Genomic DNA, 25,976 nt, shown 5'->3' with positions numbered 1-25,976 from the left:
ATCAGTTGACCGTGACCTGACCGAGCGCCGGTTTCTGTTCCCGCGCCTGGTGTTGCGGCGCGTAGACCTGGGTGAAGCGCACTGGCGGCAAAGTGAACTGGCCTTTCTGGGAGAAGCGCACCAAGTGCCGCAGGCGCAGCTCGCCACTGAGGGCATCCACCGGCACTGCATACGCCATCTGGCCGGGCTCGAAGCGAGCCCTTTCCAGGGACGTCGGCTCGCTGTCGGCCTTGCCCATCAACTGGATACCCCAGGTGGTGCGCTCCACGTCGGCGCCCGGCGGCAGCGGCACTTCGAGCATGCCGTAGCGCAGTGGTGTCGGCGCCTTGCTGTTGATGATCACTTCATCCAGGTAGAGGCTGTCGCTGGACAACGGCTTGTTGCCCACGGCTTCGAGCTTGAAGGTGAAGGCCTCGTCGCCCGGCACCAGACGCGACAGGCGACGGGTGATGGACACAGCCATCGGCGCTACCGGCGGTTGCTGGCTCTGGAAACTCAGTGCCGCTTGCAGTGGACGCTCCTGGGCACCGGTCAGGGTCAGCATCGTTGGAAGCTGCGCACCCTGCCACTGCCAGTAGGTTTCACCGGTCACACCCTGCTTGGCTGCCCAACCTTCGCCCGGCGCCAGGGCCACGGCCGGTGCCGCCTGTTCGATGCTGCCCTGCAACCAGGTCAGGGCCAGGGCCCGTTCCAAGGTGGACTGCTGCGGCAACACGCGCTCCAGCAATGCAGTGGCGCGGGCCTGATCGAAGCTCTGCAACGACAGCACCAGGGCCTCGACGAACGGCTGCGAGCTGAGTTCCAGTTGCTGCTGGGCCGCATCGGCTTGACGGCTGAAGGCCGCCGGCAACGGCACCTTCGCCTGTTTCGCCAGGGACGCGGTCAGGACACGGGCACTGGCCAAGCCAAGGGCCGAGTCCGGCGCGTACATGACCAGGCTGTCTTCGCCACTGTCCAGCACGCTCTCGGTACTGTCTTCACTGGCCTTGGCCAGGTCGTCCATCAGGCCGCTGAGCAAGGTGTTCACCGGCAGTTGCATCTGCTTGGCGAACGACAGGATCAGCGCACGCTGCAGCAGCGGCGTATCGCCGGCCTGCTTGGCGTAGACCTCCAGCACCCGCTGCCAGTGTTCCGGCGGCAGGCTCAGGTCCAGGGCCTTGCTGGCGTGCCAGTCGGCGTAATAGGCATAGGCGGTGAGGAATGCATCCGGCTCACCGTCCTGGCCCCACCAGGTGAAGCTCGCCGACGGTCCGGCCATCTGCACCAGGCGCAAGCGGCTGTTCTGCATGATCAACCGCAAACGGTCGCGGATCTGCGGGTTCGACGCCAGGGTCGGATAGGCAATGCTCAACGGCAACAGACGGCTGGCGGTCTGCTCGACGCCACCGTATGGGTAGCTCAGCAGGTCATCCAGGGCCGAACGGAACAACGCTTGGGGGCTGTCGTCCAGGCGCAGGCGAATATCGCTGGCGTCGGCCGGCAGGGTCAGCGGGGTGTCGCCGCTCGCCACATCCAGGCGTTGGCTCTGGGTGACTTGCCAACCGTTGCCGCTGGCGTTCAAGTGCATGGCCAGGGCGTCCTGGGTTTCGCCATTCAATTGCAACTGCACGGTCAAGTCGCCACTGCTCAGTTCCAGGACCGGCAGCGCCACATAGTTGATGCCGTTTTTCAGCTCCGCCACCACGCGCTGTTCAGCGCCGGCGTAACGGATCAGCAGCTCGGCCTTCAGTGGTTTTTCCGATTGGCTGAAGGCGAACAGGCCCAGTTGCGGCTTGTCGCCCATACGGAAACGGGTCGGGCCGCTCCACTTCAGGTACAGCGGCTTTTCCGAGACGATGAACTGCTTCTTCTGGCCCACCTGGCCGTCGTCGGCAATGGCCTTGGCGGTGATGCGCCAGCGTGTCAGCGAGTCCGGCATCTTGAACGTGAAGCGGGCCTTGCCGTTGGCGTCGGTGACCAGCTCCGGTTGCCAGGCAGCGGTGTCGACGTCTTCACGACGCGGCCGCTCCAGCACCTTGACCCCGCGTTCGCTGCGGTTGGCCTTGCCCGGCGCGCCAGGGCTGCCTGGCAGCGCCACGTCGTAGCTGATGAACGACAGGCTGGCACTGGTGCGCACGTTGTTGCGACGCGGGTGATAGAAGAACTGATCGATGGTCGGCGCCACTTCCGGTTGCAGGGCATAGACCATTTCGTCCACCACGCTGACCGTCAGGTGCGCGGGGATCGCCTTGCCGGCGAACTGGGTACTCAGGTCCACGGTCACCGTGTCGCCCGGGCGGTAGGTGGCTTTATCCGTGACGACGGCAACGTCGATCTGCGGCGTGACCACCTTGATGCCGGCGTTCTGGAAGCTGTACTGGCCGCCCTTGGTGTACAGCACCGAGAAGGTCAGGTTGGGCGCAAAGCTATCCTTCACGGCAATGCGCGCGCGGTATTGGGTGTCGCTGAGTTTTTCCATCTTCAGCCAGTCGCCGCCCTTGGACAGCAGCGCCGTGGCCTCGACTTTGTCCCGCTCAAGCGACAGCAGCGCATCGCTGACCGGTTCCGGGAAGGTGATCAGCGCCAGCGCTTCGTCACCGGTCTTGTATTCAGGCTTGTCGAAGACGATCTCGACAGTGCCCGGCACGGCCTTGATGCCTTCACCGGTTACCGCGTGGGCGGCGGCGCCAACGACTCGGCCATGATCGTCCTTGAGCGTCAGGTTGTAGGTGCCAGGGCGCTCGAAGGTCAGGCTGAAGCCCTTGTCCTTGGCCGCCAGCTTGCCTTCGCCGGTGCTCTGGTCTTCCAGGCGCACCCAGGCATAGCTGCCTGGCGTCACAGCTTTGGCTTGTTCGTTGCCGCCTTCGTTGGCGTAGCTGAACGACACCTTCTGGCCGGCGGCGCTGAACCGCTGGGGAGCGCTCAGGCGGAAATTCGCCGCGCCACGGTCGATGAGGATTTCCTTGGTGGTCTTGACCCGATACGCCGCGCCATCGCTGGCGAACACGGTGAGCGTGTAGCGGCTCGGCTTGTCGGCGGCCGGCAAGTCGAGGGTCGCGTTGCCCTTGGCATCGGTGGTCACTTCGCTGCTGGTCAGCTCGACCGGGAATTGCCCCAGGTATTGCAGCTCGTTATCGACCATCGACAATTGCTGGGCGCGCAGGCTCAGGCTCACCGTGGCATTCACCACTGGTTTGCCGTCCGGGTACAGCAGCACGAGGTTGCCCTTGACCGGTTCGCCGGTGCGGTAATCCTGCTTGGCCAGGTTCAGGGCGATCTCGAAGTGCGGCTTGATGTATTCGGCGACACGAAAGGCGCTGCTGTAGAGCTGGTCCTTGTAGCGCAAGCGCAGTTCATAACCGCCGGCCACGGCGTTTTCCGGCAGTTGGAAACGGCCTTGGGTGCCGGCCTTGGAATCGAGCTTCAGGGCCAGGGTTTGCAGCTCGGTGCCGGTGGCGTCCAGCACGCTGACATTGACGTCGGCGGCAGTCGGTTGCACCGAATCACGGGCGTTCTTGAACTCACGACCAACGATTTTCAGCGATACCCAATCCCCTGGACGGTACAGCGGCCGGTCGGTGAAGGCATAGAGCTTGGTGTCGTAGATTTCGCTGTCGTAGTAGAAGTTTTCCGAGACGAATACCCCGCCCTCCTCGTCTTCACCAATGACGAACGAACGCTCCGGGCTGACGTGCTTGAGGCGCAGCAGGCCGTCTTCATCGGTGGCCCCGCTGCTCATCACGCCCAGGCCGTCGGTCCACAGCACGTTGACCTTGGGCACCGAACGCCCTTCATGCTTGCGTGCGGCCCAGACCAGCAGTTCATCGCCGGCAATCTTGCTCACCGCCACAGTGTTGGAGACGAAGACCATGGTGGTTGCGCGGTATTTGCCGATCAGCGCTTCCACCAGGTACAGGCCAGGCTTCAACTGGCCCAGCGGCACATAGACGTTGCCCGGCGCGACGTTGACAAACTGGCTGGACGAGCCGGCCAGATTGACGCCCGCAGGCGGCTGGATCGGCTTGGCCTGCCACAGCGGATAACGGAACTGACTGACCACCGGCAAGCCCGGGATCAAGGCGAATTGCGCCGGAGCGTCGTACGGTGTCGGTGCGACCAGGGCGTTGCCGATCTTCAGTTCCGGCACTTCTTCAGTGACTTGCTGGCGCGACTCGTAGGAGAACGCCCGCTGCATCACTCGACGGGACTTGCGGTACCAGTTGTCCCACAGGTACGCGAGGGTATTCGACAGGCCTTCACCCTTGAACTGGCCATCGCTGACCACGCGGTGCAGGTTCTTCTGGCGCTTGAGGAAATCCAGCGGTTTGTCGATGCGATAGACGCGGATATCGGCGCCGCCGTAGGGCTCCATGCGAAACCGGCGGTAGTCGCGGCCCGGCGCTTCGAGGCGGACCATGGCCTGCTCGTCGCTGGCAAAGCTGCTGTCGGCCAGCAGGAAGAAGCTTTCACCGGACACCGGCGTGTAACCGCTGGGCTCCACCGTGTCTTCGGCATTCACGACAGGTGCCAGCAACAGGGCAAACAGCAGGGGCAATTTTGAACACAAGCGCAGCATGCGGGCACCGGTCATTGGGAGAGAAAGTTGAGTCGATAGACGCCGATGAAGTTGGGGTTGGCTGCGTCGGGTATCCATCGGGTGTCCTTCCAGTTCATGAGTTGTTGCAGGCTTGCGGAGCGCATGCCGTTGTCGGTTGGGGTGGTAGTGCCGGTGTGATAGGCGATGTAGCGGCCCATCCAGATCATCAGGTGCTGGTCGTCGCCCTGATCGAAGAACATCAGGTCGCCGGGGCGGGCCTGGGTGACATCCCGGCCCACCAGGCGGCTGTTGAACTGGATCAACTTGATCGCATTGACGTAGGGCCCGACCTTGCCGCCGCCCTGTTGCCACTGCTGGGCGAGACGCCGCTGCCCATCGCTGAGCGGCAGTTCCGGCGGCAGGTAGCGATTGGACAGGCCATTGCTGCGCAGCCATTTTTCATCGTGGACCTTGAGCGCTTCGTTGGCGGCGAAGCGCACCAGCCCGGCGCAATCCTGCTGATACCAGCGCGGGCTCGGGCCTTTGGTCAGCTGTTCCTGGGCGATGCGCACGAACCAGGCGCGAAAGACCTGGGATTGCTGCGCATCCAGCGCCGGCGCCTCGACGGCAAGCGCAGGCCCGCCGAGGAGCAACGCCAGCAGCAGCGTCAACGCGGAGTTGCGGATCAGTGCTGTCACAGCGCTTTCCATTCCAGCGGCAGCCACTGCCAGTGGCCGTCCGGCTCGCTGCCTTCAGGCAAGGTCAGGGCGTATTTGCCGTAGCCGCCGAGGGTGCGCAGTTTCGGGATCAGGTAGGTTTGCGCAGCGTTGTAGAACACCGGTTCCATATCCTGGGGCAAGCTGTCGAGGGTTTCGCGCTGCATCAGTTGCGCCATGGAGTCCGGGCCGAAGTAGACCGGCATCAGCAGGTCCTTGGGCACCACGTCGGCCATGGGTGGGAAGCGTTTGTCGAGGGTGCCGAGGGCTTTGTCCACCAACTTGTCATCAAGGGAGAACAGCAAGGTCGAACCGTGGCGTGCCAGGCTGACCCGCAGGAACGCCTTGCCGGTAATCGCCTCAGGCTGCTCCGCGTCCTTGGCCAGGTAAGGGCCGAAATTGGAGCTGACCTGACGCAGCCACTGGTGCGTCGAGCCTTGCTGCTTCTCGACGACCGGGAATGCATGCTCGGCAACGTTGTTTTCATAAGCACCGACCATCGAACCGAACAGGTTGCCCAGGTCGGCGTCGAGCTTGCCGTCGTCTTCATTCAGGCTCGCCACCAACAGCGGCGTGTACAGGCGCGAATCGGCGTACCAGCACAGGCCCGCCGCGCCGGCCACATGGTCGACCATGGCCTGGGCGGCTTTTTCGTCGGCGCCGAGTTTTACCAGCAAAGGTTTCTGTTGCTCGGCGGCCAGGGGCAAGGCCACGCAGGCACTGGCGCCCATGGGCATGGCTTGCCAGATCGGCTTGAAGTCGAAGTCCGGCTGGTTTTCCAGCTCGTCCATCGCCAGGAAGCTGTGCCAGCCCTTGTCGTCCATGTCGAAACGCAAGCCGGCGAAGTTCGGGATGAAACGCTGGTAGCCCATGGCGAGCACACTGGCGTTGACCGAGATGCGTTGCTTGACCTCGGGCGCCTTGGGCGGCAGGCCGAAGGCTTCCGGGAACAGCTTTTCACCGGCCAGCAGTGCTTCCAGGGCTTGGGTCGAGACCATGCCAGGTTCGTCGGTAGGACCATTGCCTTTGTCGTAGAGCTTGGTCGGGTTGGACAGCACGACCAGCTTGTCGCCATGGGAGGCGAAGACCAGGGATTTGCTGGCGTTGTAGTTGAGCTGGTAGAGCGCGACTTCATCGCCGCTGACTTTCAGGTCGCTGAGCTTGCTCAACTGAGTGTCGTCCAGGGCGACTTTCGCCAACGGTTCCAGGACCTTGGCCAGGCCACCGCGATCCATCACCAACAGGAAGTCCTTGAGGCGACCGTCCGCACCACGCCACAACGCGACATCGGCCGGCTGGTCGAAAAGCTCTTCGATCAGGCTGTCCTGCAGCTTGAGGTCATGCTCGTAGATGATCCGGCGCAGGCTGCCGATCAGCCCGAGATGATCGGCATGGGCCTCGTAATAGAAGACGAAGTCCTCAGTGAGCGTGGCCTTGAGGAACGGCACCGCCAACAGGTCCTTGGGCAACTGGCTCAGAGAATGGGCCTCGAGCAAGCCGTCGGGACGGCTCACGCCGAGCTTTTCCAACGCCAACTCCATGGGCGGCGCCTTGGGCTTGGTCATGAACCAGCCCAACCCGGCAGCGACACCGGCGACCAGGCACAGCCCGATCAGTATCGCCGGCCAGCGGCGCACAGGTTTGGCGACAGGTGTCGGCGTGGTCGGGGCAGCAGTGTTGTCGCTCATATTCACAAGGGCCTGTTCATCCGTGGAGCTTAGTAATTGAAAGTCTTGACCAGCAACAGATCGCCAATGGCGCGCAGGGGCACGACAAAGGTCTCGCGTTTTTCATCGACGGTGTTTTCGTTGAGCACCAGGTTGATCTGCGAGGTGATCACCTCGTTCTCGTTACTGGTCTCATCGAAGTTGTAGCCACCGCTGCCGTAGTTGCCCCAATAGTTCACGTAGACCAGGTAGGTGCCGTGCATCGGCGCGGTCATGGTGAACATTTCAGGGCCGGGGCCATCGACGCCATCCGGGTCGAGACCGCCGCCGTTGCTCAGCGCCGGCTGGCCGAAGAACGCATGCTGGCCGTCGGGGGTGACGATATGCAGATCGAGTTCGGCCTTGGGGTCGTCCCAGCCCAGCACCACGCGGATCTGCGCCGGGGTGCGCAGGTTGTTGGCTTCGTAGAATTGCACGCGCTTGAGGGACTGGCCTTCGGAGCTGCGCACCTCGACGCTGTTGGAGCCGGCGCCGAATGCATACGGCCGGGCGAAACGCCCCTCGTCGTCGGTATAGAGGTTCAGTGGATTGCCGTTGACCGCCAGGCTGTGGGGCTGGCGAGCCGTGCCCATGGCCTTGAGCCGGCCCTCGATCATCGTACGGTTGCGCTGCACGCCCCGGTCGATGGGAGGTGTGGGATAGGCGACTTGCGGGTTTTCGGTGCGATCGAGCAAGCCGCTGTAGCGCCAACCGCCCACCGGCTCCGACATCTCGGCAGAAGGCTGCGCCCACGCCAGTGGCGCGCCCATCAGCACGATCAATAAAGAAAGAAAACGCACGTATGCCTCCTGCCATGCACGACGCAACCCGGCGCTAATCCTCAGCGCGCTTGTCATTATTCAGGTTTCGTCTGAAGGCCCCGTCGCAAGGGGGCCGTAGATGGCGCGAAGAGTATCGATTTGACGGTTTTTTCACAATCGGGGAACGCGCGATTCTGTGTGGGAAATCACGTACTGAGGGGGACGTGAGCCGAATAGAGGATTTATTCGGCTCACAAAATGAGCCGAATAGCGCTATTATTCGGCTCATTCATCTTTGGACAGGCGCATGACACCCCATTGGATCTGGCAACAGCCCGACTGGCCCGACTTCCGCTGGCAAGCTGAAGCATTGGCCCCCCTGCTACGCGAATGCGTGCAGACACAAGGTCAATTGCTCGGCATGACGGGCACGGTCACGGCTTCCCTCAGTGCCCAGAACGAACTGGATGCCTTGCTGCAAAACATCGTGACCTCTTCGGCTATCGAAGGAGAACAATTGAATGTCGGCTCGGTGCGCTCGTCGCTGGCTCGCCGCCTCGGCCTGGAACAAGGCGACGAAACGCCGGTCAGCCAACGCAGCGAAGGCTTGGCGAACCTGTTGCTGGACGCGACCCGACATTTCAACCAGCCCCTGACGGTCGAACGCCTGCTGGAATGGCATGAGTGGTTGTTTCCTGATCAAACCAGCGACTTTGCCCACCGACAGATCCGCGTCGGTACGCTGCGCGGTGACGAACCGATGCAAGTGGTCTCAGGCAGGCTGGACCGACCTATCGTTCACTTCGAGGCGCCGCCTCGCCAGGGCCTTGAACAGCAATTGCAAACGTTCGTCGACTGGTTCGAAGCCAGTCGCCATCAGGTCAGCCTCGATCCGCTACTGCGTGCCGGCATTGCTCATTTCTGGTTTGTTACCCTGCACCCATTCGACGATGGCAATGGTCGCCTGACCCGCACCCTGACCGATTTGGCATTGGCCCAGGGTGAGGCTCAGGCGATCCGTTTCTACGCCATGTCCGTGAGCATCCTCGACGACCGCGCCGGTTATTACCGGATCCTGGAGAACAGTCAGAAGGCGACGCTGGATATCACTGCCTGGCTGACCTGGTTTCTGCAGACGCTGTTGCGCAGCCTGCACAAAGCGATGACGCAGATCGAAAGCGTCCTGGGCAAGACGCGGTTCTGGCAGGCCCATCGTGCTTCGGCACTCACCGCTGAACAGAGCAAAGTGCTGAACCGGCTGCTCGACGGCGGTGAAAAGGGTTTCGAGCAGGGGATCAACGCCGCTCAATATCAAGCCGTGGCCAAGGTCTCCAAGGCGACGGCCACGCGACACCTGGCGGAACTGCTGGAAAAAGGCTGCCTGGAGCGGATGCCCGGTGGCGGGCGCAGTACCCGGTACCGAATCAACTATCCAGCCGACTGAACACCCTGTGGCGAGGGAGCTTGCTCCCGCTGGCCTGCGAAGCAGGCCCCAAGCATTTGCGACCGCTGCGCGCTCGAGCGGGAGCAAGCTCCCTCGCCACAAAAGCAATGGATCATGGCAGACGTTTACCCCGCCCTGATTTGCCCGAACCCCCCATGTCTGCTAGTGTCGCGCCGGTTTAACAGTCAACCGGAATAGCCGCCATGGCCCGCAAAAAAGCTGCACTGGATTTCGAACAATCTCTGGCCGACCTGCAAACGCTGGTCGAACGGCTGGAGAACGGCGAATTGTCGCTGGAAGACTCGCTGACCGCCTTCGAGCAGGGTATCGGCTTGACTCGCGACTGCCAGGCGGCGCTGGCCCAGGCCGAGCAGAAGGTGCAATTGCTGCTCGAGCGTGACGGTGAGCTGACCGAAGAGCCTTTCGACGCGGAACAGCCTGAATGATCGGCGCCTATCAGGCCAGCAGCCAGGCCCGGGTCAATGCTGCACTGGATAGCTTGTTCAGCGCCCCGAGCCCGGAACTGGCGCGCCTGTACGAAGCCATGCGCTACAGCGTGATGAACGGCGGCAAGCGTGTCCGGCCGCTGTTGGCCTACGCCGCGTGCGAAGCCTTGGGCGGCCAGGCCGAGCAGGCCAACGGCGCCGCCTGTGCGGTGGAGTTGATCCACGCGTATTCGCTGGTGCACGACGATTTGCCGGCCATGGACGACGACGACCTGCGTCGCGGCCAGCCCACCACCCACAAGCAATTCGACGAAGCCTGCGCGATCCTGGCCGGCGACGGTTTGCAGAGCCTGGCCTTCAGCGCCCTGCTGGACCCGGCCCTGAGCGATTGCCCGGCGCAGGTTCGCCTGGACATGGTCAGTGCCCTGGCGCTGGCGGCAGGCCCTGCCGGAATGGTCGGCGGCCAGGCCATCGATTTGGGCTCAGTGGGCCTGAAGCTGGACCAGAGCGCCCTGGAATACATGCATCGGCACAAGACTGGCGCCTTGATCGAAGCCAGCGTCAAACTCGGTGCCCTGGCCAGCGGCCGGGCCACGCCCGCCCAGTTGCAAGCCTTGCAGACCTACGCCCGAGCCATCGGCCTGGCGTTCCAGGTGCAGGACGACATCCTCGACGTCGAAAGCGATACCCAGACCCTGGGCAAACGCCAGGGCGCCGACATCGCCCGCGACAAGCCGACCTACCCGGCCCTGCTCGGCCTCGACGCTGCCAAGGCCTACGCCCTGGAGTTGCGCGACCAGGCCCTGGCCGCGCTGCGACCCTTTGACGCGGCGGCCGAGCCGTTGCGCGACTTGGCGCGTTATATCGTCGAACGGCGCAGCTGATACAGGGTCAACCCATTCATAAGTGCGTATCGGCCAAGTTCCGGCCTACGCGTGGGCAGCTTGCGATGCATAAGGTAAACTGCCGCCTCTTTCTATACCTATAACGATTCGCCTGATGCCCACGACGTTTCAAGAGATTCCCCGCAAGCGCCCGACCACGCCCCTGCTGGACCGCGCCAACACGCCGGACGGCCTGCGTCGCCTGGGTGAAGCCGAGCTGGAAACCCTGGCCGATGAGTTGCGCCTGGAGCTGCTCTACACGGTCGGCCAGACCGGTGGGCACTTCGGCGCGGGCCTGGGCGTCATCGAGCTGACGATCGCGTTGCATTACGTGTTCGACACCCCGGACGACCGGCTGGTGTGGGACGTCGGGCACCAGGCCTACCCGCACAAGATCCTCACCGGTCGTCGCGAGCGCATGGGCACGCTGCGTCAGAAGGACGGTATCGCCGCCTTCCCGCGCCGCTCCGAGAGCGAATACGACACCTTTGGCGTCGGTCACTCCAGCACCTCCATCAGCGCCGCCCTGGGCATGGCGATTGCCGCCCGCCTGCAAAACAGCGAGCGCAAGGCCATTGCCGTGATCGGCGACGGCGCACTGACTGCGGGCATGGCCTTCGAGGCACTGAACCACGCGCCGGAAGTCGACGCCAACATGCTGGTGATCCTCAACGACAACGACATGTCGATCTCGCGCAACGTTGGCGGTTTGTCCAACTACCTGGCGAAGATCCTCTCCAGCCGCACCTACGCGAGCATGCGCGAAGGCAGCAAGAAAGTCCTGTCGCGCCTGCCCGGCGCCTGGGAAATCGCCCGCCGTACCGAAGAATACGCCAAGGGCATGCTGGTCCCCGGCACGCTGTTCGAAGAACTGGGCTGGAACTACATCGGCCCCATCGACGGCCATGACCTGCCCACGCTGATCGCCACCCTGCGCAACATGCGCGACCTCAAGGGCCCGCAGTTCCTGCACGTGGTCACCAAGAAAGGCAAAGGCTTCGCCCCGGCGGAAGTCGACCCGATCGGCTACCACGCCATCACCAAGCTCGAACCCCTGGACGCTCCGGCGGCCACGCCGAAAAAGGCCGGCGGACCGAAGTACTCCGGCGTCTTCGGCCAATGGCTGTGCGACATGGCCGCCGCCGACCCGCGCCTGGTGGGCATCACCCCGGCGATGAAGGAAGGCTCGGACCTGGTGGCCTTCAGCGAACGCTACCCGCAACGCTATTTCGACGTGGCGATTGCCGAGCAGCACGCCGTGACCCTCGCTGCCGGCATGGCCTGTGAAGGCGCCAAGCCGGTGGTGGCGATCTATTCGACGTTCCTGCAACGGGCCTACGACCAACTGATTCATGACGTCGCGGTACAGAACCTCGACGTGCTGTTCGCCATCGACCGCGCCGGCCTGGTGGGCGAAGACGGCCCGACCCACGCTGGCAGCTTCGACCTGTCGTTCCTGCGCTGCATCCCCGGCATGCTGGTGATGACCCCGAGCGATGAAAACGAGCTGCGCAAGATGCTCACCACCGGCCACCTGTTCAATGGCCCGGCGGCAGTGCGCTACCCGCGCGGTACCGGCCCGAACGCGACGATCTCGACCGACCTCGAGCCCATCGAGATCGGCAAGGGTGTGATCCGCCGCCAGGGCAAGCAAACCGCCCTGCTGGTGTTCGGCGTGCAACTGGCCGAAGCCCTGAAAGTCGCGCAAACCCTGGACGCCACCGTGGTGGACATGCGCTTCGTCAAACCCCTGGACGAAGCCCTGGTGCGCGAGATGGCCGGCAACCATGACCTGCTGGTCACCCTCGAGGAAAACGCCATCATGGGCGGTGCCGGCGCGGCGGTCAGCGAATTCCTGGCCAGGGAAAACATCCTCAAGTCCGTGCTGCACCTGGGCTTGCCGGACACCTACGTCGAACATGCCAAGCCGGCGCAGATGCTGGCTGAATGTGGATTGGACGAGGTGGGGATCGAAGCGGCGGTGCGTCAGCGGTTGCAGTTGTTGGGCCTGTAATTTTCAGCCCACACAGATCCCCTGTGGGAGCGAGCTTGCTCGCGATAGCGGAAGATCAGTCAATTAACCCATTGGCTGACACACCGCTATCGCGAGCAAGCTCGCTCCCACAAGGGTTTTGTGCAGACCAGAAATGTCCGGAACCCCATGAAACTCCGCCTAGCCCTCACCCTCTCCCTGCTCCCGACCTGCTGGCCGACACCTTCGAGCGCGACCAGGCCCTGAAGCTGCCCGACATCGTGATCAGCGCCAACCGCCAGGTCGAAGCCCGCAACGACAGCAGTGCCGCCAATACCGTATTCACCCGCGACGACATCGATCGCTTGCAACCGGCCAGTGTCACTGACTTGCTCAGCCGTGTGCCAGGCGTGCAGGTGGCACCGCTGGGTGGGCGCGGCAGCCTGCCGGGGATTTACATTCGCGGCACCAAATCGGCCCAGAGCCTGGTGCTGGTGGACGGTCAGCGCATCGGTAATGCCACCTCCGGCGACAGCAACCTGCAACGCCTGAACATCAACCAGATCGAGCGTGTGGAAGTGCTGCGCGGTTCGCGTTCGGTGATCTACGGTGCCGATGCGGTGGGTGGCGTCATTCAGATTTTCACCCGCCGCGGCAACGAGCAAGGCCTGCAACCGCGCTTGCATGTGGGTGTCGGCAGCCACCAGACCTGGGAACGCAGCCTGGGCCTGTCCGGCGGCGACGAGCAGACCCGCTTCAACCTCGGCGCCAGCCTCGACGACAGCGCCGGAAGCAATCGGACCCGCGAGTCCTATGCCAGCGACCGCGACGACGATGCCAACCGCAATCAGTCTTTCAGCCTGAGCCTGAGCCATGCGGCCAGCGATGACCTGGAAGTCGGCCTGAACCTGCTGGATAACCGCGGCAAAAGCGAATACGACAACCCGTTCGGCCGCTTCGACCCGAAGACTTTCGAATCCCTGCCCCAGCAACCCTACAGCGAGTTTGCGGTGAGCAGCTTCAGCACCTATGTGGACGGGCGAATCAACGACGTCTGGAAATCACGCCTGGAACTGGGCCACAGCGAGAACCGTGAAAAGACCTTCGACAAGCTCAGCGACGTCCGCGAAATCTTTAACACCTACCGCGATTCCGTGACCTGGCAGAACGACGTGACGCTGGACGAGCGCAATAGCCTGATCGTCGGCGGCGACTGGTATCAGGACCGGGTCAACAGCAGCACGCCGTTCGACGAAGACAGCCGCTGGAACCGTGCCGCGTTCATCCAGCATCGCTTCCAGGCCGAAACCTTCTCCACCGAACTGGGCCTGCGTCGCGACCAGAATCAGCAGTTTGGCGGCCAGAACAGTTGGAGCGGCACGCTCACCCTGCCGATCAACCCGGACAACGACGTATTGCTGACCTACAGCGAAAGCTTCCGCGCGCCGACCTTCAACGACCTGTACTACCCGAACTTCAGCAACCCTGACCTGAAACCCGAAACGGCGAAAAGCTACGAACTGCAATGGCGCAGCCAGCTGAGCGACAGCGCCCGCCTGGAGACCTCGCTGTACCGCACGGACCTGGAAGACGCGATCATCTTTGGCAGCAACTCACGCCCGCAGAATGTCGCGTCGGCGCGGATCAACGGTTTTGAGATGGCCTACCTGCAGGATGTGTTCGGCTGGCAGGGCAACCTGGGCCTGGCCATCATCGACCCACGGGACCGCGACAGCGGCCACACCCTGGCCCGCCGCGCCCGACGGACCTTGAGCCTGGACCTGGACCGGCAATTCGACCGCCTCGGCCTGGGCGCCACCTGGCAAGCGGTGAGTGGCAGCTACGACGATGAAAACAACCGCAATGCCCTGGGCGGCTATGCCCTGCTCGGGTTGCGCGGAAGTTGGACCCTGACCCGGGAGGTTAAGCTGGAGATGAAGGTGGATAACCTGCTGGACAAGGGGTACAGCCGGGCGCTGTATAGCCATGATGGGGGTCAGCATGGGTATCGGGAGGAAGGTCGGGCATGGTTGTTTGGGGTGACTTGGACTCCCTCCCTCTGATCCAGAACCTGTGGTGCCTGGGCTGGCCTCATCGCGAGCAAGCTCGCTCCCACAGTGGATTGATGTTGCCTTTGTGGGAGCGAGCTTGCTCGCGATTGCAGGCGCCGCGGTCTACCGATCAGGCGCAATCAACTCACACAACCGCGCCGTCGCCTCGATCATCTGCCCACTGGGCCGCTCCAGCCCCTTGTCATTGACCAGCAACAGCCGCCCCTGCGCCACCGGCCAGGTTTTCCAGGCGTCGAGTTGTGCCTGCTCCGTGGCCAGGATGATCTGCGGATTGCGCTGCAGCACCGCTTCCACACTCACCTGCGGGGCCGGCAGGCTCAGGTCGGCGAAGACGTTGCGCGCCCCGCATACCGCCAGTGCATCACTGATGATCTGCCCGCCACCGACGGTGTACAGCGGTCGGTCCCAGACCTGGTAGAACACCGGCAACGGTGGGTCCCGTCGATAGCGCTGGCGTAATGCTTCAAGACGCACACGCAATTGCGCCGCTCGCTGCACGCCCCGCTCCGGGCGGCCGAGTTGCAGGGCAATGTCTTCGATTTGCGCGATGAGTTGGTCGAGGCTGCGGGGTTCGGCGACGTAGAGGGGGATGCCCAGGCCCTTGAGCTGTGCGCGCTGGGCCGGGCCGACACTGCCGGGCCAGAGCAGAAGCAGGTCGGGCTTGAGGCTGAGCAAGCGCTCCATGTCCAGTTGGCCATAACGCCCTACGGAAGGCAGGTCTTTAAGGATTGGCGGACGGTCACCGCCATCCAGTACGCCCACCAAGAGGTCGGCGGAGCCCAGCTCAACGACGATTTCCGACAGCGACGGCGCGAGGCTGACGACCCGCGTAGCCGCCATCGTCGAGGCGCTGACGGCCAGCAGCAAGACCGCCAGCCAGCGGCTCATCAGCCGAGTTGACGCGGGATGCGATACAGGTAGAACAACACGGTGGTCGACAAGGCCAGCAGCATCAACGGCACCGCTTCCAGGCCCACGAACACGGCGAGGGCGCCGATCCAGGCCGGCAGCCCGGCCACCAGGAAGGCCGCGCGACGACGGGCCGCCAGGTCAATCCAGGCCTGGGGCTCTTCGGGCGTGTCGAGGGCTTTCTGGGTGGCGATCAAGGCTTGTTTATAAGGCCCGAAGAAGCGCAGGCTGACAAACATCGAGGCCACGCCGGCAATGAACAGCGGCATCGCCAGCACTGGGAGAATCGCTTCGCCCTCACCGAACACCGCGTTGATCACAAACAGCGGCAACAAGGCCAGCGCCAGGTATTTCCACCAACTGACCGACAGCCGCCGCCGGACCTGACCGCGCGTCACGCCCGGTCAACCTCGCCTTGGTGCTCGTTGCCCATCATGTGGTCGAGCTTGCTGGCCTTGGTCGCCAGGTAGAGTTTGTTGTGGGGGTTGTGGCCAGTGTGCAGCGGCACACGCTCGGCCACCACGATGCCCATGTCGGTCAACGCCTTGACCTTGCGCGGGTTGTTGGTCATCAAGCGCAACGACTTCACGCCCAGATGCTCCAGCATCGGCAGGCAGATGCTGTAGTCACGCAGGTCGGCGGCAAAGCCCAGGCGTTCGTTGGCTTCCACGGTATCGGCGCCGCCGTCTTGCAGCTCATAGGCGCGGATCTTGTTCAACAGGCCAATGCCACGGCCTTCCTGGCGCAGGTACAGCAGCACGCCACGTCCTTCGCGGGCGATGGCCTGCAGCGCGGCCTCGAGTTGCGAACCGCAATCGCAGCGCTGGCTGAACAGCGCGTCGCCGGTCAGGCATTCGGAATGCAGGCGGCCCAGCACCGGAGAACCGTCGGCGAAATCACCCAGGCTCAGCACGACGTGCTCGCGGCCGGTGGCTTCATCGAGAAAACCATGCATGGTGAATTGCGCAAAGGGCGTTGGCAGCTTGGAAGCGGCAACAAAAACGACAGGCACCGGTGTGCTCCTGATCTAGTACTGGAGATTCGCAGAGGCGGGCATTGTAACAGCACGCTCCTGTAGACGCTTAGGCTGAATTGTCGGCCATAACCATCGAAAAGTTTGATCAAGGCTTCGGCGGCTTGCCGTGCTCGTCGAAAGGATAGGGTTGCTTCCAGCGTTCGAAAATCGGCTTCAACTCGCCGCTCTTCGCCAGCACTTCCATGCGTCGGTCGAACAGCGCACGCAACACACGGCCGTTTTCGTTGTTGGCGAAGCCCAGGTACAGCGGCAAATTGATCAGCGGCGAGAGCTTGAATTGCTTGGGGTCGTCGGCCTTGGCGAGCACTTCTTCGATTTCCATCGATGCATCGATGTAAAAGTCCGCTCGCTCATGAATCAGCATCGGCAAGATACCCACCGACCGGTGGATCTCATTGAAACGCCGGATGTTGGGCAGGTAGTTGTTGTATTCGTAGCCGCGCATCCAGACCAGTCGATAGTTGCCAATCGTCGCCAGGGTAGGCGTCGGCTTGGACGCCAGCCCCAGGGCATAGATGTGATCGACGTCATAGTGCCACTTCGGGTAAAGCACGCCTTCGGACTCATCCCGATAGGCACCGACCTGCACATCGACCTCGCCGCGCTGCACCAACCCGATCGAGCGGGTGTAGGGCACACTGCGGATCTCCAGCTTGACGCCTTCAGGCTCGAACACTGCACGCAAGATGTCCCAGCCCATTCCCTGGCCATCGGCCTGGGTGTAATCGGCCCACTCCTCGCTGGCCGCGCGGACCTTGTCAGGCAGCGGCGTAGACTCGGCCACCCTCGCCCCTATACAGGTTCCCAAACACAGCAACAGCAGTAGTGCGCGGCTTACGCCCATGCCTGACTCCCTCAGGTGAAACACCACACCAATCCTTGCATTGCCAGCCAGGCGAAAACCCCGGCCAATACATCATCGAGCATGATACCGACGCCTCCGTGCACATGCCGGTCGATCCAGCGGATTGGCCACGGCTTGAGGATATCGAAGAAACGGAACACCAGGAAACCCGCCAGCAACCAATACCAGCCTTCCGGTACCAACCACAAGGTGATCCACATGCCGACCATTTCGTCCCAGACGATGCCTTCATGATCGTGCACCCGCAGGTCGTCCGCCACTTTGCCACACAGCCAGAAGCCAAACAGCATGGTGATGCCCAGCATCAGCCAATAACCCCAGTCCGGCAACATCTGCCACAACGGTATGAAGGGTAGCGCAACCAGAGAGCCCCAGGTGCCTGGGGCTTTGGGCAAAGTGCCCGAACCGAAGCCAAATGCCAGGAAATGCCAGGGATTGCGCCAGACCGAAGGCGGAACGAACTCTGCCGGGACCTGGTTGGGATGATCTGTCACGGTGTCTCCCGAAAATGTTGATAGCCCCGCACTCGCGGAGTGATGTCGTGCCCGTCGCTGTCGACCAGCGTGACACCCTGCCCGGCCAGCACGCTGCCGATCACGTGGATCGACCAGCCTTCGGCCTGCAACGCCGACAATCGGCTCGGTGGCACGGCGAACAGCAGCACGTAATCGTCACCGCCGCTCAGGGCGACCTGCTCGGCGTCCGCCCGGCCAAGAAACGCTAATAGAGCGTTGGACAGCGGCAATCGGTCCCGTTCAACCTGTAAAGCCACCCCGGACGCCACGGCGATATGCCCGCAATCGGCCAACAGGCCATCGGAAATATCCATCGCCGCGCTGGCCTTGCCCCGCAGCGCCAGGCCCAGGTCGATCTGCGGACGCGGCGACCAGTAATGGGCCAGCAGCGGCTCGGCAATCGCAGGTTCGGCGCTGCGCTGGCCGAGCACCAGCGGCAACGCGCCGGCGGCATTGCCCAGCTCGCCGCCGACACACAGCAGATCGCCGGGCTGCGCGCCGCTACGGGTCAGGGCCTGGCCGGACGGCACGTGGCCGAACACGGTCATGGTCAGGCTCAGGGGCCCACGCGTGGTATCGCCTCCCACCAGCGCCACGCCACAGGCCTGGGCCATCTGGTTCAAACCGCGGGCATAGGCTTGCAGCCAATCGGTGGTCACCGTCGGCAAGGTCAGGGCAAGGGTAAAGGCGAAAGGCTTGGCGCCCATGGCAGCCAGATCGCTGACCGCCACGGCCAGCGAGCGCTGGCCGAGCAGGAACGGGTCGCACGGGTCTGGAAAATGCACACCGGCCACGAGCGTGTCGGTGGACACCGCCAACTGTTCCCCGGAAGGAACGGCCAGCAAGGCGCAGTCGTCGCCGATCCCCAGCGCAACGCCCTCGCCGCCTTGCGCGCAAGGCGCGGCGGCGAAGTAGTTACGGATCAGCTCAAACTCACCCATGGGATTTCAAGCGCCAATCAGCGCTTGAACGCCTTCACTTCAGCTTCACGCAGACGCGGGGCGAGTTTGTCGAGCACACCGTTGACGAACTTGTGGCCATCGGTGGAACCGAAGACTTTCGCCAGCTCGATCCCTTCGTTGATCACTACGCGATATGGTACGTCGACGCGCTTGAGCAGTTCCCAGGTGGACAGGCGCAGCACCGCCAGTTCAACCGGGTCCAGCTCTTCGATGGTCAGGTCCAGGCAAGGCGTGAGCGCGGTGTCGATTTCGGTCTTGAACTGCGGGACCCCGTGCAGGATCTCGCGGAAGTAGGCACCGTCGACATCACTGAAATCGTTGTCGACCCGAAACTGCGCTTCGATCTCGTTCAGCGATTGCTTGGCCATGTGCCATTGATACAGCGCCTGGGTCGCGAGCTGACGGGCTTCGCGACGCTTGACGCTTTTTGACGGCTTGCCGGCATCCGCAGGCTTTGGATCGCGCGGGTTGAAACGATCGCTTTCGTCGCTAATCACTTGGCCTCCAACTGCGCCAGCAGGCTGACCATTTCCAGGGCGGAGAGGGCTGCTTCGGCACCTTTGTTACCGGCCTTGGTGCCGGAACGCTCGATGGCTTGCTCGATGGAATCAACGGTCAGTACGCCGAAAGCGACTGGCACGCCGAATTCCATGGACACCTGGGCCAGGCCCTTGGTGCATTCGCCGGCCACGTATTCGAAGTGCGGAGTACCGCCACGAATGACCGCGCCCAGGGCGATGATCGCCGCATATTCGCCCTTTTGAGCGACTTTCTGCGCAACCAGCGGAATTTCGAAGGCGCCAGGGGCACGGATGATGGTGATGTCGCTTTCGCTCACGCCATGGCGAACCAGGGCATCGACCGCACCGCCAACCAGGCTCTCGACCACGAAACTGTTGAAACGGCCCACTACCAGAGCGTAGCGGCCTTTGGGGGCGATGAAGGTACCTTCGATGGTCTTCAGGGTCATTCGTCAGATCTCTTAAAGAGCCGGAGCGCGTTCTATAACGCGCTCCTCAGTGATATTAGCCACGAATACAGGGCCGGAAAATCCCGGGCTATTATTCGGAGGGCACGTATTCTACAACTTCCAGATCGAAACCGGATATCGCATTAAATTTCATTGGTGCGCTCATCAGGCGCATTTTTCGCACGCCCAGGTCACGAAGGATCTGCGAACCGGCACCGACGATGCTGTAAGTGGTCGGTTTTTTCACTGGCGCCTGGTCTCCGGTTTCACGGATGTGCGCCAACAGCACGTCGCCATCGAGCGGGTGCCCGAGCAGCAGCACCACGCCGCTGCCGGCCTCGGCCACCGCAGCCATGGCGGCCCGCAGGCTCCAGCGCCCGGGCTGCTTGACCATCAACAGGTCGCGCAACGGGTCCATGTTGTGCACACGCACCAGGGTCGGTTCTTCGGCGCACACGGTGCCCAGGGTCAGCGCCATGTGCACGTCGCCTTCCACCGAGTCGCGGTAGGTCACCAGGTTGAACTGGCCCAGTTCGCTGTCCAGCGGCTGCTCGGCAATCCGCTGAACGGTACGTTCGTGGATCATCCGGTAGTGGATCAGGTCGGCGATGGTGCCGATCTTGATGTTGTGTTCGGCGGCGAAGGTTTCCAGTTCCGCGCGACGGGACATGGTGCCGTCGTCGTTCATCACTTCGCAGATCACGCCGCTGGGTTCAAAGCCCGCCATGCGCGCCAGGTCGCATGCCGCTTCGGTGTGGCCGGCGCGAGCCAGGGTGCCGCCAGCCTGGGCCATCAGCGGGAAGATGTGGCCGGGGCTGACGATGTCTTCGGCCTTGGCGTCCCGGGCGGCAGCGGCCTGCACGGTACGCGCGCGGTCAGCGGCGGAGATACCGGTGGTCACGCCCTCGGCGGCCTCGATGGACACGGTGAACTTGGTGCCGAAGCCCGAGCCGTTGCGCGGCGCCATCAGCGGCAGCTTCAGCAGCTCGCAGCGCTCGCGGGTCATCGGCATGCAGATCAGCCCACGGGCATGCTTGGCCATGAAGTTGATGTGCTCGGCCTTGCAGCATTCGGCGGCCATGATCAGGTCGCCTTCGTTCTCGCGGTCTTCGTCATCCATGAGGATGACCATCTTGCCTTGGCGGATGTCTTCAACCAGTTCTTCGATGCTATTGAGCGCCACGCGGCACCCCCTTGGGTCAGGATTTGAGGTAGCCGTTGGCGGCCAGAAAACTTTCGGTGATGTTACCCGGCTTTTGTGGGGAGCCCGGCTCTGCGGCCTTGTCGCCCAGCAACAGGCGCTCCAGGTAACGGGCCAGCAAGTCGACTTCCAGGTTGACCCGGCGACCTGGCCGGTACGAGGCCATGATGGTTTCGCTCAGGGTGTGGGGAATGATTGTCAGCAGGAATTCGGCGCCATCCACCGCGTTGACCGTCAGGCTGGTGCCGTCGACGGTGATCGAGCCTTTGTGGGCGATGTACTTGGCCAGTTCCTTCGGCGCGCGGATGCGAAATTCCACGGCCCGGGCGTTATCCGTGCGCGAGACCACTTCGCCAACGCCGTCCACGTGACCGCTGACCAGGTGCCCGCCCAGGCGAGTGGTGGGGGTCAGGGCTTTTTCCAGGTTGACCGGGCTGCCGCTCTTGAGGTCGTTCATGGCCGTGCAGTCGAGGGTTTCGCGGCTGACGTCCGCCAGGAAGCCGTTGCCCGGCAATTCGACGGCTGTCAGGCACACGCCGTTGACCGCGATGCTGTCGCCCAACTTGACGTCGCTCAGGTCGAGCTTGCCGGTTTCGACGTAGACCCGCACATCGCCGCCCTTGGGGGTGAGTGCACGGATGCTGCCGATGGATTCGATGATGCCGGTAAACATGGAGTCCTCCTCGAGAACGGGCCGCCGCTTGCGCGAAAGCCGGGAATTATACGCTCGCCTGCACAACGGGAACGGCGATGACTCGCCAGTCATCGCCCACGGCGCGGATTTCGGTGATTTTCAGCTGCGGGGCGTCCTTCATCTGCGCCAGCGGCCAGTCCAACAGCGGTCGCGCCGAAGAACCGAGGAACTTGCCGGCGATGAAAATCTGGAACTCATCGACCAACCCTTGCTGGGCGAAAGCCCCCGCCAGGCGCGGACCGGCTTCCACCAGCACCTCGTTGACGCCACGGCCCGCCAGCTCCACCAGCAGGCGATGCAGATCGACCTGGCCGTCATCGCCTGCCACGATCATGCATTCGGGACCGTTGGCGTATTGTTCTTCCACCGCCATGCAGGTCGCGACCAGCGCCGGGCCGGCCTTGAAAAACGCGGCATCCAGCGGCACCCGCAGGCGCCCGTCCACCAGCACCCGCAGCGGCGGACGGCTCATGACCAACGCCGTCTGCTCGGCATCGAGCCCCAGTTCATCGGCGCGCACGGTCAGCCGGGCGTTGTCCGCCAGCACCGTATCGGCGCCGGTCAATACCACGCTGGCCTGGGCGCGCAGGCGTTGGACCGCCGAGCGTGCGGCGGCGCCGGTGATCCACTGGCTTTCGCCGCTTTCCATGGCGGTACGGCCATCGAGGCTCATGGCGAGCTTGACCCGCACGAACGGCAGGCCGTGCTCCATGCGTTTGAGGAAACCTTCATTGAGCTTGCGCGCTTCGCCTTCCAGCACGCCGCTTTCGGTGGCGATGCCGGCCTGGGCCAGCCGTTGCAGGCCACGCCCGGCAACTTCCGGGTTGGGGTCCTGCATCGCCGCCACCACCCGCGCCACGCCGGCATTGACCAGCGCATCGGCACACGGCGGCGTACGCCCGTGATGGCTGCACGGCTCGAGGGTCACGTAGGCTGTGGCGCCGCGGGCCTGTTCGCCAGCGGCGCGCAGGGCATGGACTTCGGCATGGGGCTCGCCAGCGCGGATGTGCCAGCCTTCGCCGACAATCTGCCCGTCACGCACGATCACGCAACCGACCCGGGGATTGGGGTGGGTGGTGTAGTGACCGCGCCGCGCCAACTCCAGGGCACGGGCCATATAGTGGGCGTCGAGGATGGCTTGCTGCGCCGAGGTGGTCATTCTTTCACCGGTTCACGGGCCAGGCGGTCGATTTCTTCGCGGAACTCGTTCAGGTCCTGGAAGCGCCGGTACACCGAGGCGAAACGGATGTAGGCGACTTCATCGAGCTTCTGCAGCTCGGCCATCACCAACTCACCGACCACCAGGGATTTGACCTCGCGCTCGCCGGTCGCCCGCAGCTTGTGCTTGATGTGCACCAGCGCCGCTTCCAGGCGCTCGACGCTCACCGGGCGTTTTTCCAGGGCGCGCTGCATGCCGGCGCGCAGTTTTTCTTCATCGAACGGCTGGCGGCTGCCGTCGGTTTTGATCAGGCGCGGCAACACCAGTTCAGCGGTCTCGAACGTCGTGAAACGTTCGCCGCAAGCCAGGCATTCGCGGCGGCGGCGGACTTGTTCGCCCTCGGCGACCAGTCGCGAGTCGATGACCTTGGTGTCGTTGGCACCGCAGAATGGACAGTGCATGGTGGCAGGCAACAAAAAAAGGGAGGGCCATGGTAGCGCATCCCACTGGCAAGACAAGCCATAGGGTTTACGGTATACAGACGGGCTTACCGTCAGATCCATGGAATTCACCTTGCTGGAGCCACACATGCCGCTACGATCGCTCGTTTTGCTCAGTTTTTTCAGCCTGCTGATGGCGTGCAGCAGCGATGCCCCCAAGCCCGCCGCTCCCGCCCCGGCCCCCGCGCCGAAACAGGCCCAGGAAAAAGCCCGGCAGGCCACCGAACTGGGGCCGCTGCCAGCGCATCAGCGCGAGTTGAGTGGCACCTTGCAAGGCGTGCCGGCCGGCGCCGAAGTGGAACTGGCGTTGCTGGTGATCGATGACAAGGACCGTCCGCAACAACTGCTTGCCAGTTCCAGCCTGATCGGCACCAACCAGGCCCTGCCCTTCCGCTTGCGCTTCAACCCGCAAGCCTTCCCGGTAGGCGCCCGCGTGGAACTGCGTGGCCGCGCCAGCCAGTCCGGCCAGTTGATCCTGCACTTGCCCGAGCAACGCATCAGCCAACCGACCACCCAGGCGTTGGGCGCCCTGCAATTCGTCAAAGCACCATGAGTGCACCGCAGGACCTGCAACAGGCATTGAGCGAGTTGCTTGGAGACGCGCGCCTGGTCGCTTGTCCGCTACCCGGCACCGACTTGAAGTTGTGGCTGATCGACGGCGACAACATGGACCGCGCCTTCAGCCCGGAGGAAACCCGGCGCATTCTCCACGAGCCGCCCTACTGGAGCTTCTGCTGGGCCAGCGGCCTGGCGATGGCCCGCTACCTGGCCGAACAGCCGCAGTGGGTCGAGGGCAAGCGCATATTGGATTTTGGCGCTGGTTCCGGCGTGGCGGGCATCGCAGCGGTCAAGGCTGGAGCGCTAGAGGTGGTGGCCTGCGATCTGGACCCACTGGCGATTGCCGCGTGCCGGGCCAATGCCGCACTCAATGGCGTGGAGCTGGGTTATTCGACGGATTTTTTTGCCGAAGTTGATCGTTTCGACCTGATCCTGGTCGCCGACGTGCTCTATGACCGGGCCAACCTGCCGCTGCTCGATCAATTCCTCAGCCGTGGCCGTGAGGCGTTGGTGGCCGACTCCCGGGTACGGGATTTCCAGCATCCGCTGTACCGACGCATCGACATGCTCCAGGCCATGACCTTGCCGGACCTGGCCGAGCCTGAAGAGTTTCGGCATGTGAGCCTGTACCACGCGCGGCGCTAGCCTTAAAAGCATCGCGAGCAAGCTCGCTCCCACAGGGGTCGCATGAACACTTGGGATCCCTTGTGCGAGCGAGCTTGCTCGCGAAGGCGTCCTGCCAGACACGAAAGACCTCCCCGCTTTCAGCCACCCCCACCAAGCCGTATAGTTGCCCCATTCAAGCGCTCTACGAGATTGCCCATGACTCAGGAAACGCCCTACATCTTCGACGCCACCACCGCCGATTTCGACCAGTCGGTGATCGCGAACTCTTTCCACAAACCGGTACTGGTGGACTTCTGGGCCGAGTGGTGTGCGCCGTGCAAAGCCCTGATGCCGATGCTGCAAACCATTGCCGAGAGCTATCAAGGCGAACTGCTGCTGGCCAAGGTCAACTGCGACATCGAGCAGGACATTGTCGCCCGCTTCGGCATTCGCAGCCTGCCAACGGTGGTGCTGTTCAAGGACGGCCAACCGGTTGACGGTTTTGCCGGTGCCCAGCCGGAATCGGCCGTGCGAACCCTGCTCGAACCCCATGTGCAGATGCCGCCTCCGGCTGCGGCTGACCCATTCGAACAGGCCCAGGCGCTGTTCGACGACGGTCGTTTCGCCGACGCTGAAGCCGTGCTCACGGTGTTGCTGGGTGAAGACAACACCAACGCCAAGGCGCTGATCCTGTATGCCCGCTGCCTGACCGAGCGCGGTGAGTTGGACGAAGCGCAGACCGTGCTCAACGCGGTGAAAAGCGACGAACACAAGGCCGCCCTCGCTGGCGCCAAGGCGCAGATCCAGTTCCTCGGCCTGGCCAAGCACCTGCCGGACGCCGCCGACCTCAAGGCGCGCCTGGCGAAAGACCCGCAGGACGATGAAGCGCTGTACCAACTGGCGATCCAGCAACTGGCGCGCCAGCAGTACGAAGCGGCCCTCGATGCACTGCTCAAGCTGTTCATGCGTAACCGCAGCTACAGCGAAGGCCTGCCCCACAAGACCTTGCTGCAGGTGTTCGAACTGCTGGGCAACGATCATCCGCTGGTGACGACTTATCGTCGCAAGCTGTTCGCGGCGTTGTATTAAGCCTCAGCCCCAGCCCAGCTATAGAGCGGCGTATCGGCGCCGCTCAATACCTTGACCTCGGCACAGTGGCGCAAGCGCACCAACAGGCGCTTGCCCGCCGAGGCGCTGCCGGTCAAGCCTTCGAGCTGTTCCAGCAGGTCCGGGCCGCTCAACTGCCCGGCCTTGCGCAGCAGTTCCTTGGCGATCTGCCATTGGGCATCGTCCTGACTCACTGGTTTGGCCGCAGGCGCCACTGCGCTCTCGGACTTGGCCACTTGCAACTGCGCGCCGAGCTGCGCCCAGTCGCCCTCATCCATTTCGATCGACAAGTCCACCGGCCAATCGCCGACGGTTCCGCGTATCCGCAACATCACCGTACTCCTGAATATTTCATGTACGCATGCTCCCATGGCCCT

General features: G+C 63.4%; 25 protein-coding genes. 8 read left to right on the top strand and 17 right to left on the bottom strand.

Features of this window, described 5'->3' with window-relative positions; genetic code table 11:
* Nucleotide 1: 1 nt before the first annotated feature.
* The 4 genes from Q7F16_RS26520 to Q7F16_RS26505 are packed head-to-tail and all read right to left on the bottom strand — an operon-like array spanning nucleotide 2 to nucleotide 7,708.
* Nucleotides 2-4,570, bottom strand: coding sequence for an alpha-2-macroglobulin family protein (locus Q7F16_RS26520; RefSeq protein ID WP_409557093.1), 4,569 nt, complete (start codon nucleotides 4,568-4,570; stop codon nucleotides 2-4).
* The gene (locus tag Q7F16_RS26515) at nucleotides 4,567-5,226 is read right to left on the bottom strand and encodes a DUF1175 domain-containing protein (RefSeq protein ID WP_409557082.1); all 660 of its coding nucleotides are present in this window, start codon (nucleotides 5,224-5,226) and stop codon (nucleotides 4,567-4,569) included. Before Q7F16_RS26515 ends, Q7F16_RS26520 begins: the two co-directional genes overlap by 4 nt.
* Nucleotides 5,211-6,920, bottom strand: a complete 1,710-nt coding sequence (locus Q7F16_RS26510; protein WP_409557081.1) for a DUF2138 domain-containing protein — start codon at nucleotides 6,918-6,920, stop codon at nucleotides 5,211-5,213. Before Q7F16_RS26510 ends, Q7F16_RS26515 begins: the two co-directional genes overlap by 16 nt.
* A gap of 29 nt (nucleotides 6,921-6,949) precedes the next feature.
* The gene (locus tag Q7F16_RS26505; RefSeq protein WP_409557092.1) at nucleotides 6,950-7,708 is read right to left on the bottom strand and encodes a YfaP family protein; all 759 of its coding nucleotides are present in this window, start codon (nucleotides 7,706-7,708) and stop codon (nucleotides 6,950-6,952) included.
* 298 nt (nucleotides 7,709-8,006) lie between these two features.
* On the opposite strand from Q7F16_RS26505, the gene Q7F16_RS26500 reads away from it, so the two are divergent.
* From Q7F16_RS26500 to Q7F16_RS26480, 5 genes are all read left to right on the top strand, one after another.
* A complete protein-coding gene (locus Q7F16_RS26500) occupies nucleotides 8,007-9,143 on the top strand; it encodes a Fic family protein (protein ID WP_409557080.1) in 1,137 nt (378 codons plus the stop codon).
* Between the two features lie 203 nt (nucleotides 9,144-9,346).
* Nucleotides 9,347-9,589, top strand: coding sequence for an exodeoxyribonuclease VII small subunit (locus Q7F16_RS26495; protein ID WP_003185917.1), 243 nt, complete (start codon nucleotides 9,347-9,349; stop codon nucleotides 9,587-9,589).
* Complete coding sequence (gene ispA, locus Q7F16_RS26490; protein WP_014340434.1) at nucleotides 9,586-10,473, top strand: (2E,6E)-farnesyl diphosphate synthase; 888 nt, start codon at nucleotides 9,586-9,588, stop codon at nucleotides 10,471-10,473. Before Q7F16_RS26495 ends, ispA begins: the two co-directional genes overlap by 4 nt.
* Before the next feature lie 115 nt (nucleotides 10,474-10,588).
* Nucleotides 10,589-12,487 (top strand): 1-deoxy-D-xylulose-5-phosphate synthase, encoded by a 1,899-nt coding sequence (gene dxs / locus Q7F16_RS26485; RefSeq protein ID WP_409557079.1) that lies wholly within the window; start codon nucleotides 10,589-10,591, stop codon nucleotides 12,485-12,487.
* Nucleotides 12,488-12,675: 188 nt separating this feature from the next.
* Complete coding sequence (locus Q7F16_RS26480) at nucleotides 12,676-14,508, top strand: TonB-dependent receptor domain-containing protein (protein WP_409557091.1); 1,833 nt, start codon at nucleotides 12,676-12,678, stop codon at nucleotides 14,506-14,508.
* A 111-nt stretch (nucleotides 14,509-14,619) separates the two neighbouring features.
* Here the strand turns inward: Q7F16_RS26480 and Q7F16_RS26475 are convergent, their stop codons facing one another.
* From Q7F16_RS26475 to nrdR, 12 genes are all read right to left on the bottom strand, one after another.
* A complete protein-coding gene (locus tag Q7F16_RS26475) occupies nucleotides 14,620-15,405 on the bottom strand; it encodes a cobalamin-binding protein (protein WP_095974594.1) in 786 nt (261 codons plus the stop codon).
* Nucleotides 15,405-15,824, bottom strand: a complete 420-nt coding sequence (locus tag Q7F16_RS26470) for a hypothetical protein (protein ID WP_014340438.1) — start codon at nucleotides 15,822-15,824, stop codon at nucleotides 15,405-15,407. Before Q7F16_RS26470 ends, Q7F16_RS26475 begins: the two co-directional genes overlap by 1 nt.
* Nucleotides 15,821-16,438 carry a GTP cyclohydrolase II gene (gene ribA, locus Q7F16_RS26465; protein WP_014340439.1) on the bottom strand — a complete coding sequence of 206 codons (618 nt, stop codon included), beginning with the start codon at nucleotides 16,436-16,438 and terminating at the stop codon, nucleotides 15,821-15,823. Before ribA ends, Q7F16_RS26470 begins: the two co-directional genes overlap by 4 nt.
* Before the next feature lie 109 nt (nucleotides 16,439-16,547).
* Nucleotides 16,548-17,306 (bottom strand): substrate-binding periplasmic protein, encoded by a 759-nt coding sequence (locus Q7F16_RS26460; RefSeq protein WP_046064814.1) that lies wholly within the window; start codon nucleotides 17,304-17,306, stop codon nucleotides 16,548-16,550.
* An 11-nt stretch (nucleotides 17,307-17,317) separates the two neighbouring features.
* Nucleotides 17,318-17,821: a phosphatidylglycerophosphatase A family protein gene (locus Q7F16_RS26455; RefSeq protein WP_003206020.1), complete on the bottom strand. Its 504-nt coding sequence runs from the start codon at nucleotides 17,819-17,821 to the stop codon at nucleotides 17,318-17,320.
* A complete protein-coding gene (gene thiL / locus Q7F16_RS26450) occupies nucleotides 17,818-18,783 on the bottom strand; it encodes a thiamine-phosphate kinase (RefSeq protein WP_046064815.1) in 966 nt (321 codons plus the stop codon). Before thiL ends, Q7F16_RS26455 begins: the two co-directional genes overlap by 4 nt.
* A 17-nt stretch (nucleotides 18,784-18,800) precedes the next feature.
* Nucleotides 18,801-19,301 carry a transcription antitermination factor NusB gene (gene nusB / locus Q7F16_RS26445; RefSeq protein WP_003185935.1) on the bottom strand — a complete coding sequence of 167 codons (501 nt, stop codon included), beginning with the start codon at nucleotides 19,299-19,301 and terminating at the stop codon, nucleotides 18,801-18,803.
* Complete coding sequence (ribH, locus tag Q7F16_RS26440) at nucleotides 19,298-19,774, bottom strand: 6,7-dimethyl-8-ribityllumazine synthase (protein WP_003206025.1); 477 nt, start codon at nucleotides 19,772-19,774, stop codon at nucleotides 19,298-19,300. Before ribH ends, nusB begins: the two co-directional genes overlap by 4 nt.
* A gap of 91 nt (nucleotides 19,775-19,865) precedes the next feature.
* On the bottom strand, nucleotides 19,866-20,957 hold the full coding sequence (gene ribBA, locus Q7F16_RS26435; RefSeq protein WP_046064816.1) for a bifunctional 3,4-dihydroxy-2-butanone-4-phosphate synthase/GTP cyclohydrolase II: 1,092 nt from the start codon (nucleotides 20,955-20,957) through the stop codon (nucleotides 19,866-19,868).
* A gap of 16 nt (nucleotides 20,958-20,973) precedes the next feature.
* Complete coding sequence (locus Q7F16_RS26430) at nucleotides 20,974-21,648, bottom strand: riboflavin synthase (RefSeq protein WP_018600195.1); 675 nt, start codon at nucleotides 21,646-21,648, stop codon at nucleotides 20,974-20,976.
* Between the two features lie 46 nt (nucleotides 21,649-21,694).
* On the bottom strand, nucleotides 21,695-22,828 hold the full coding sequence (ribD, locus tag Q7F16_RS26425) for a bifunctional diaminohydroxyphosphoribosylaminopyrimidine deaminase/5-amino-6-(5-phosphoribosylamino)uracil reductase RibD (protein WP_046064817.1): 1,134 nt from the start codon (nucleotides 22,826-22,828) through the stop codon (nucleotides 21,695-21,697).
* Nucleotides 22,825-23,289, bottom strand: a complete 465-nt coding sequence (nrdR, locus tag Q7F16_RS26420; protein WP_013694316.1) for a transcriptional regulator NrdR — start codon at nucleotides 23,287-23,289, stop codon at nucleotides 22,825-22,827. The genes ribD and nrdR overlap by 4 nt, the downstream gene beginning before the upstream one ends.
* Nucleotides 23,290-23,416: 127 nt before the next feature.
* Between nrdR and Q7F16_RS26415 the strand changes: the two genes are divergently transcribed.
* The 3 genes from Q7F16_RS26415 to trxA all read left to right on the top strand — a co-directional run bounded on the left by Q7F16_RS26415 (nucleotide 23,417) and on the right by trxA (nucleotide 25,581).
* Nucleotides 23,417-23,881, top strand: a complete 465-nt coding sequence (locus Q7F16_RS26415) for a YbaY family lipoprotein (RefSeq protein ID WP_046064818.1) — start codon at nucleotides 23,417-23,419, stop codon at nucleotides 23,879-23,881.
* Nucleotides 23,878-24,531: a class I SAM-dependent methyltransferase gene (locus tag Q7F16_RS26410; protein ID WP_409557078.1), complete on the top strand. Its 654-nt coding sequence runs from the start codon at nucleotides 23,878-23,880 to the stop codon at nucleotides 24,529-24,531. The genes Q7F16_RS26415 and Q7F16_RS26410 overlap by 4 nt, the downstream gene beginning before the upstream one ends.
* A gap of 177 nt (nucleotides 24,532-24,708) precedes the next feature.
* The gene (gene trxA / locus Q7F16_RS26405) at nucleotides 24,709-25,581 is read left to right on the top strand and encodes a thioredoxin (protein ID WP_024617594.1); all 873 of its coding nucleotides are present in this window, start codon (nucleotides 24,709-24,711) and stop codon (nucleotides 25,579-25,581) included.
* Here trxA and Q7F16_RS26400 read toward each other — a convergent pair.
* Complete coding sequence (locus tag Q7F16_RS26400) at nucleotides 25,578-25,931, bottom strand: hypothetical protein (RefSeq protein WP_046064821.1); 354 nt, start codon at nucleotides 25,929-25,931, stop codon at nucleotides 25,578-25,580. The two genes, trxA and Q7F16_RS26400, sit on opposite strands and share 4 nt — an antisense overlap.
* Between the last annotated feature and the right edge of the window lie 45 nt (nucleotides 25,932-25,976).

This window comes from Pseudomonas sp. Lb2C2, from assembly GCF_052112205.1.
In the GTDB taxonomy this organism is placed as follows: Bacteria; Pseudomonadota; Gammaproteobacteria; order Pseudomonadales; family Pseudomonadaceae; genus Aquipseudomonas; species Aquipseudomonas kilonensis.
This window is presented reverse-complemented; position numbering and strand designations above follow the sequence as displayed.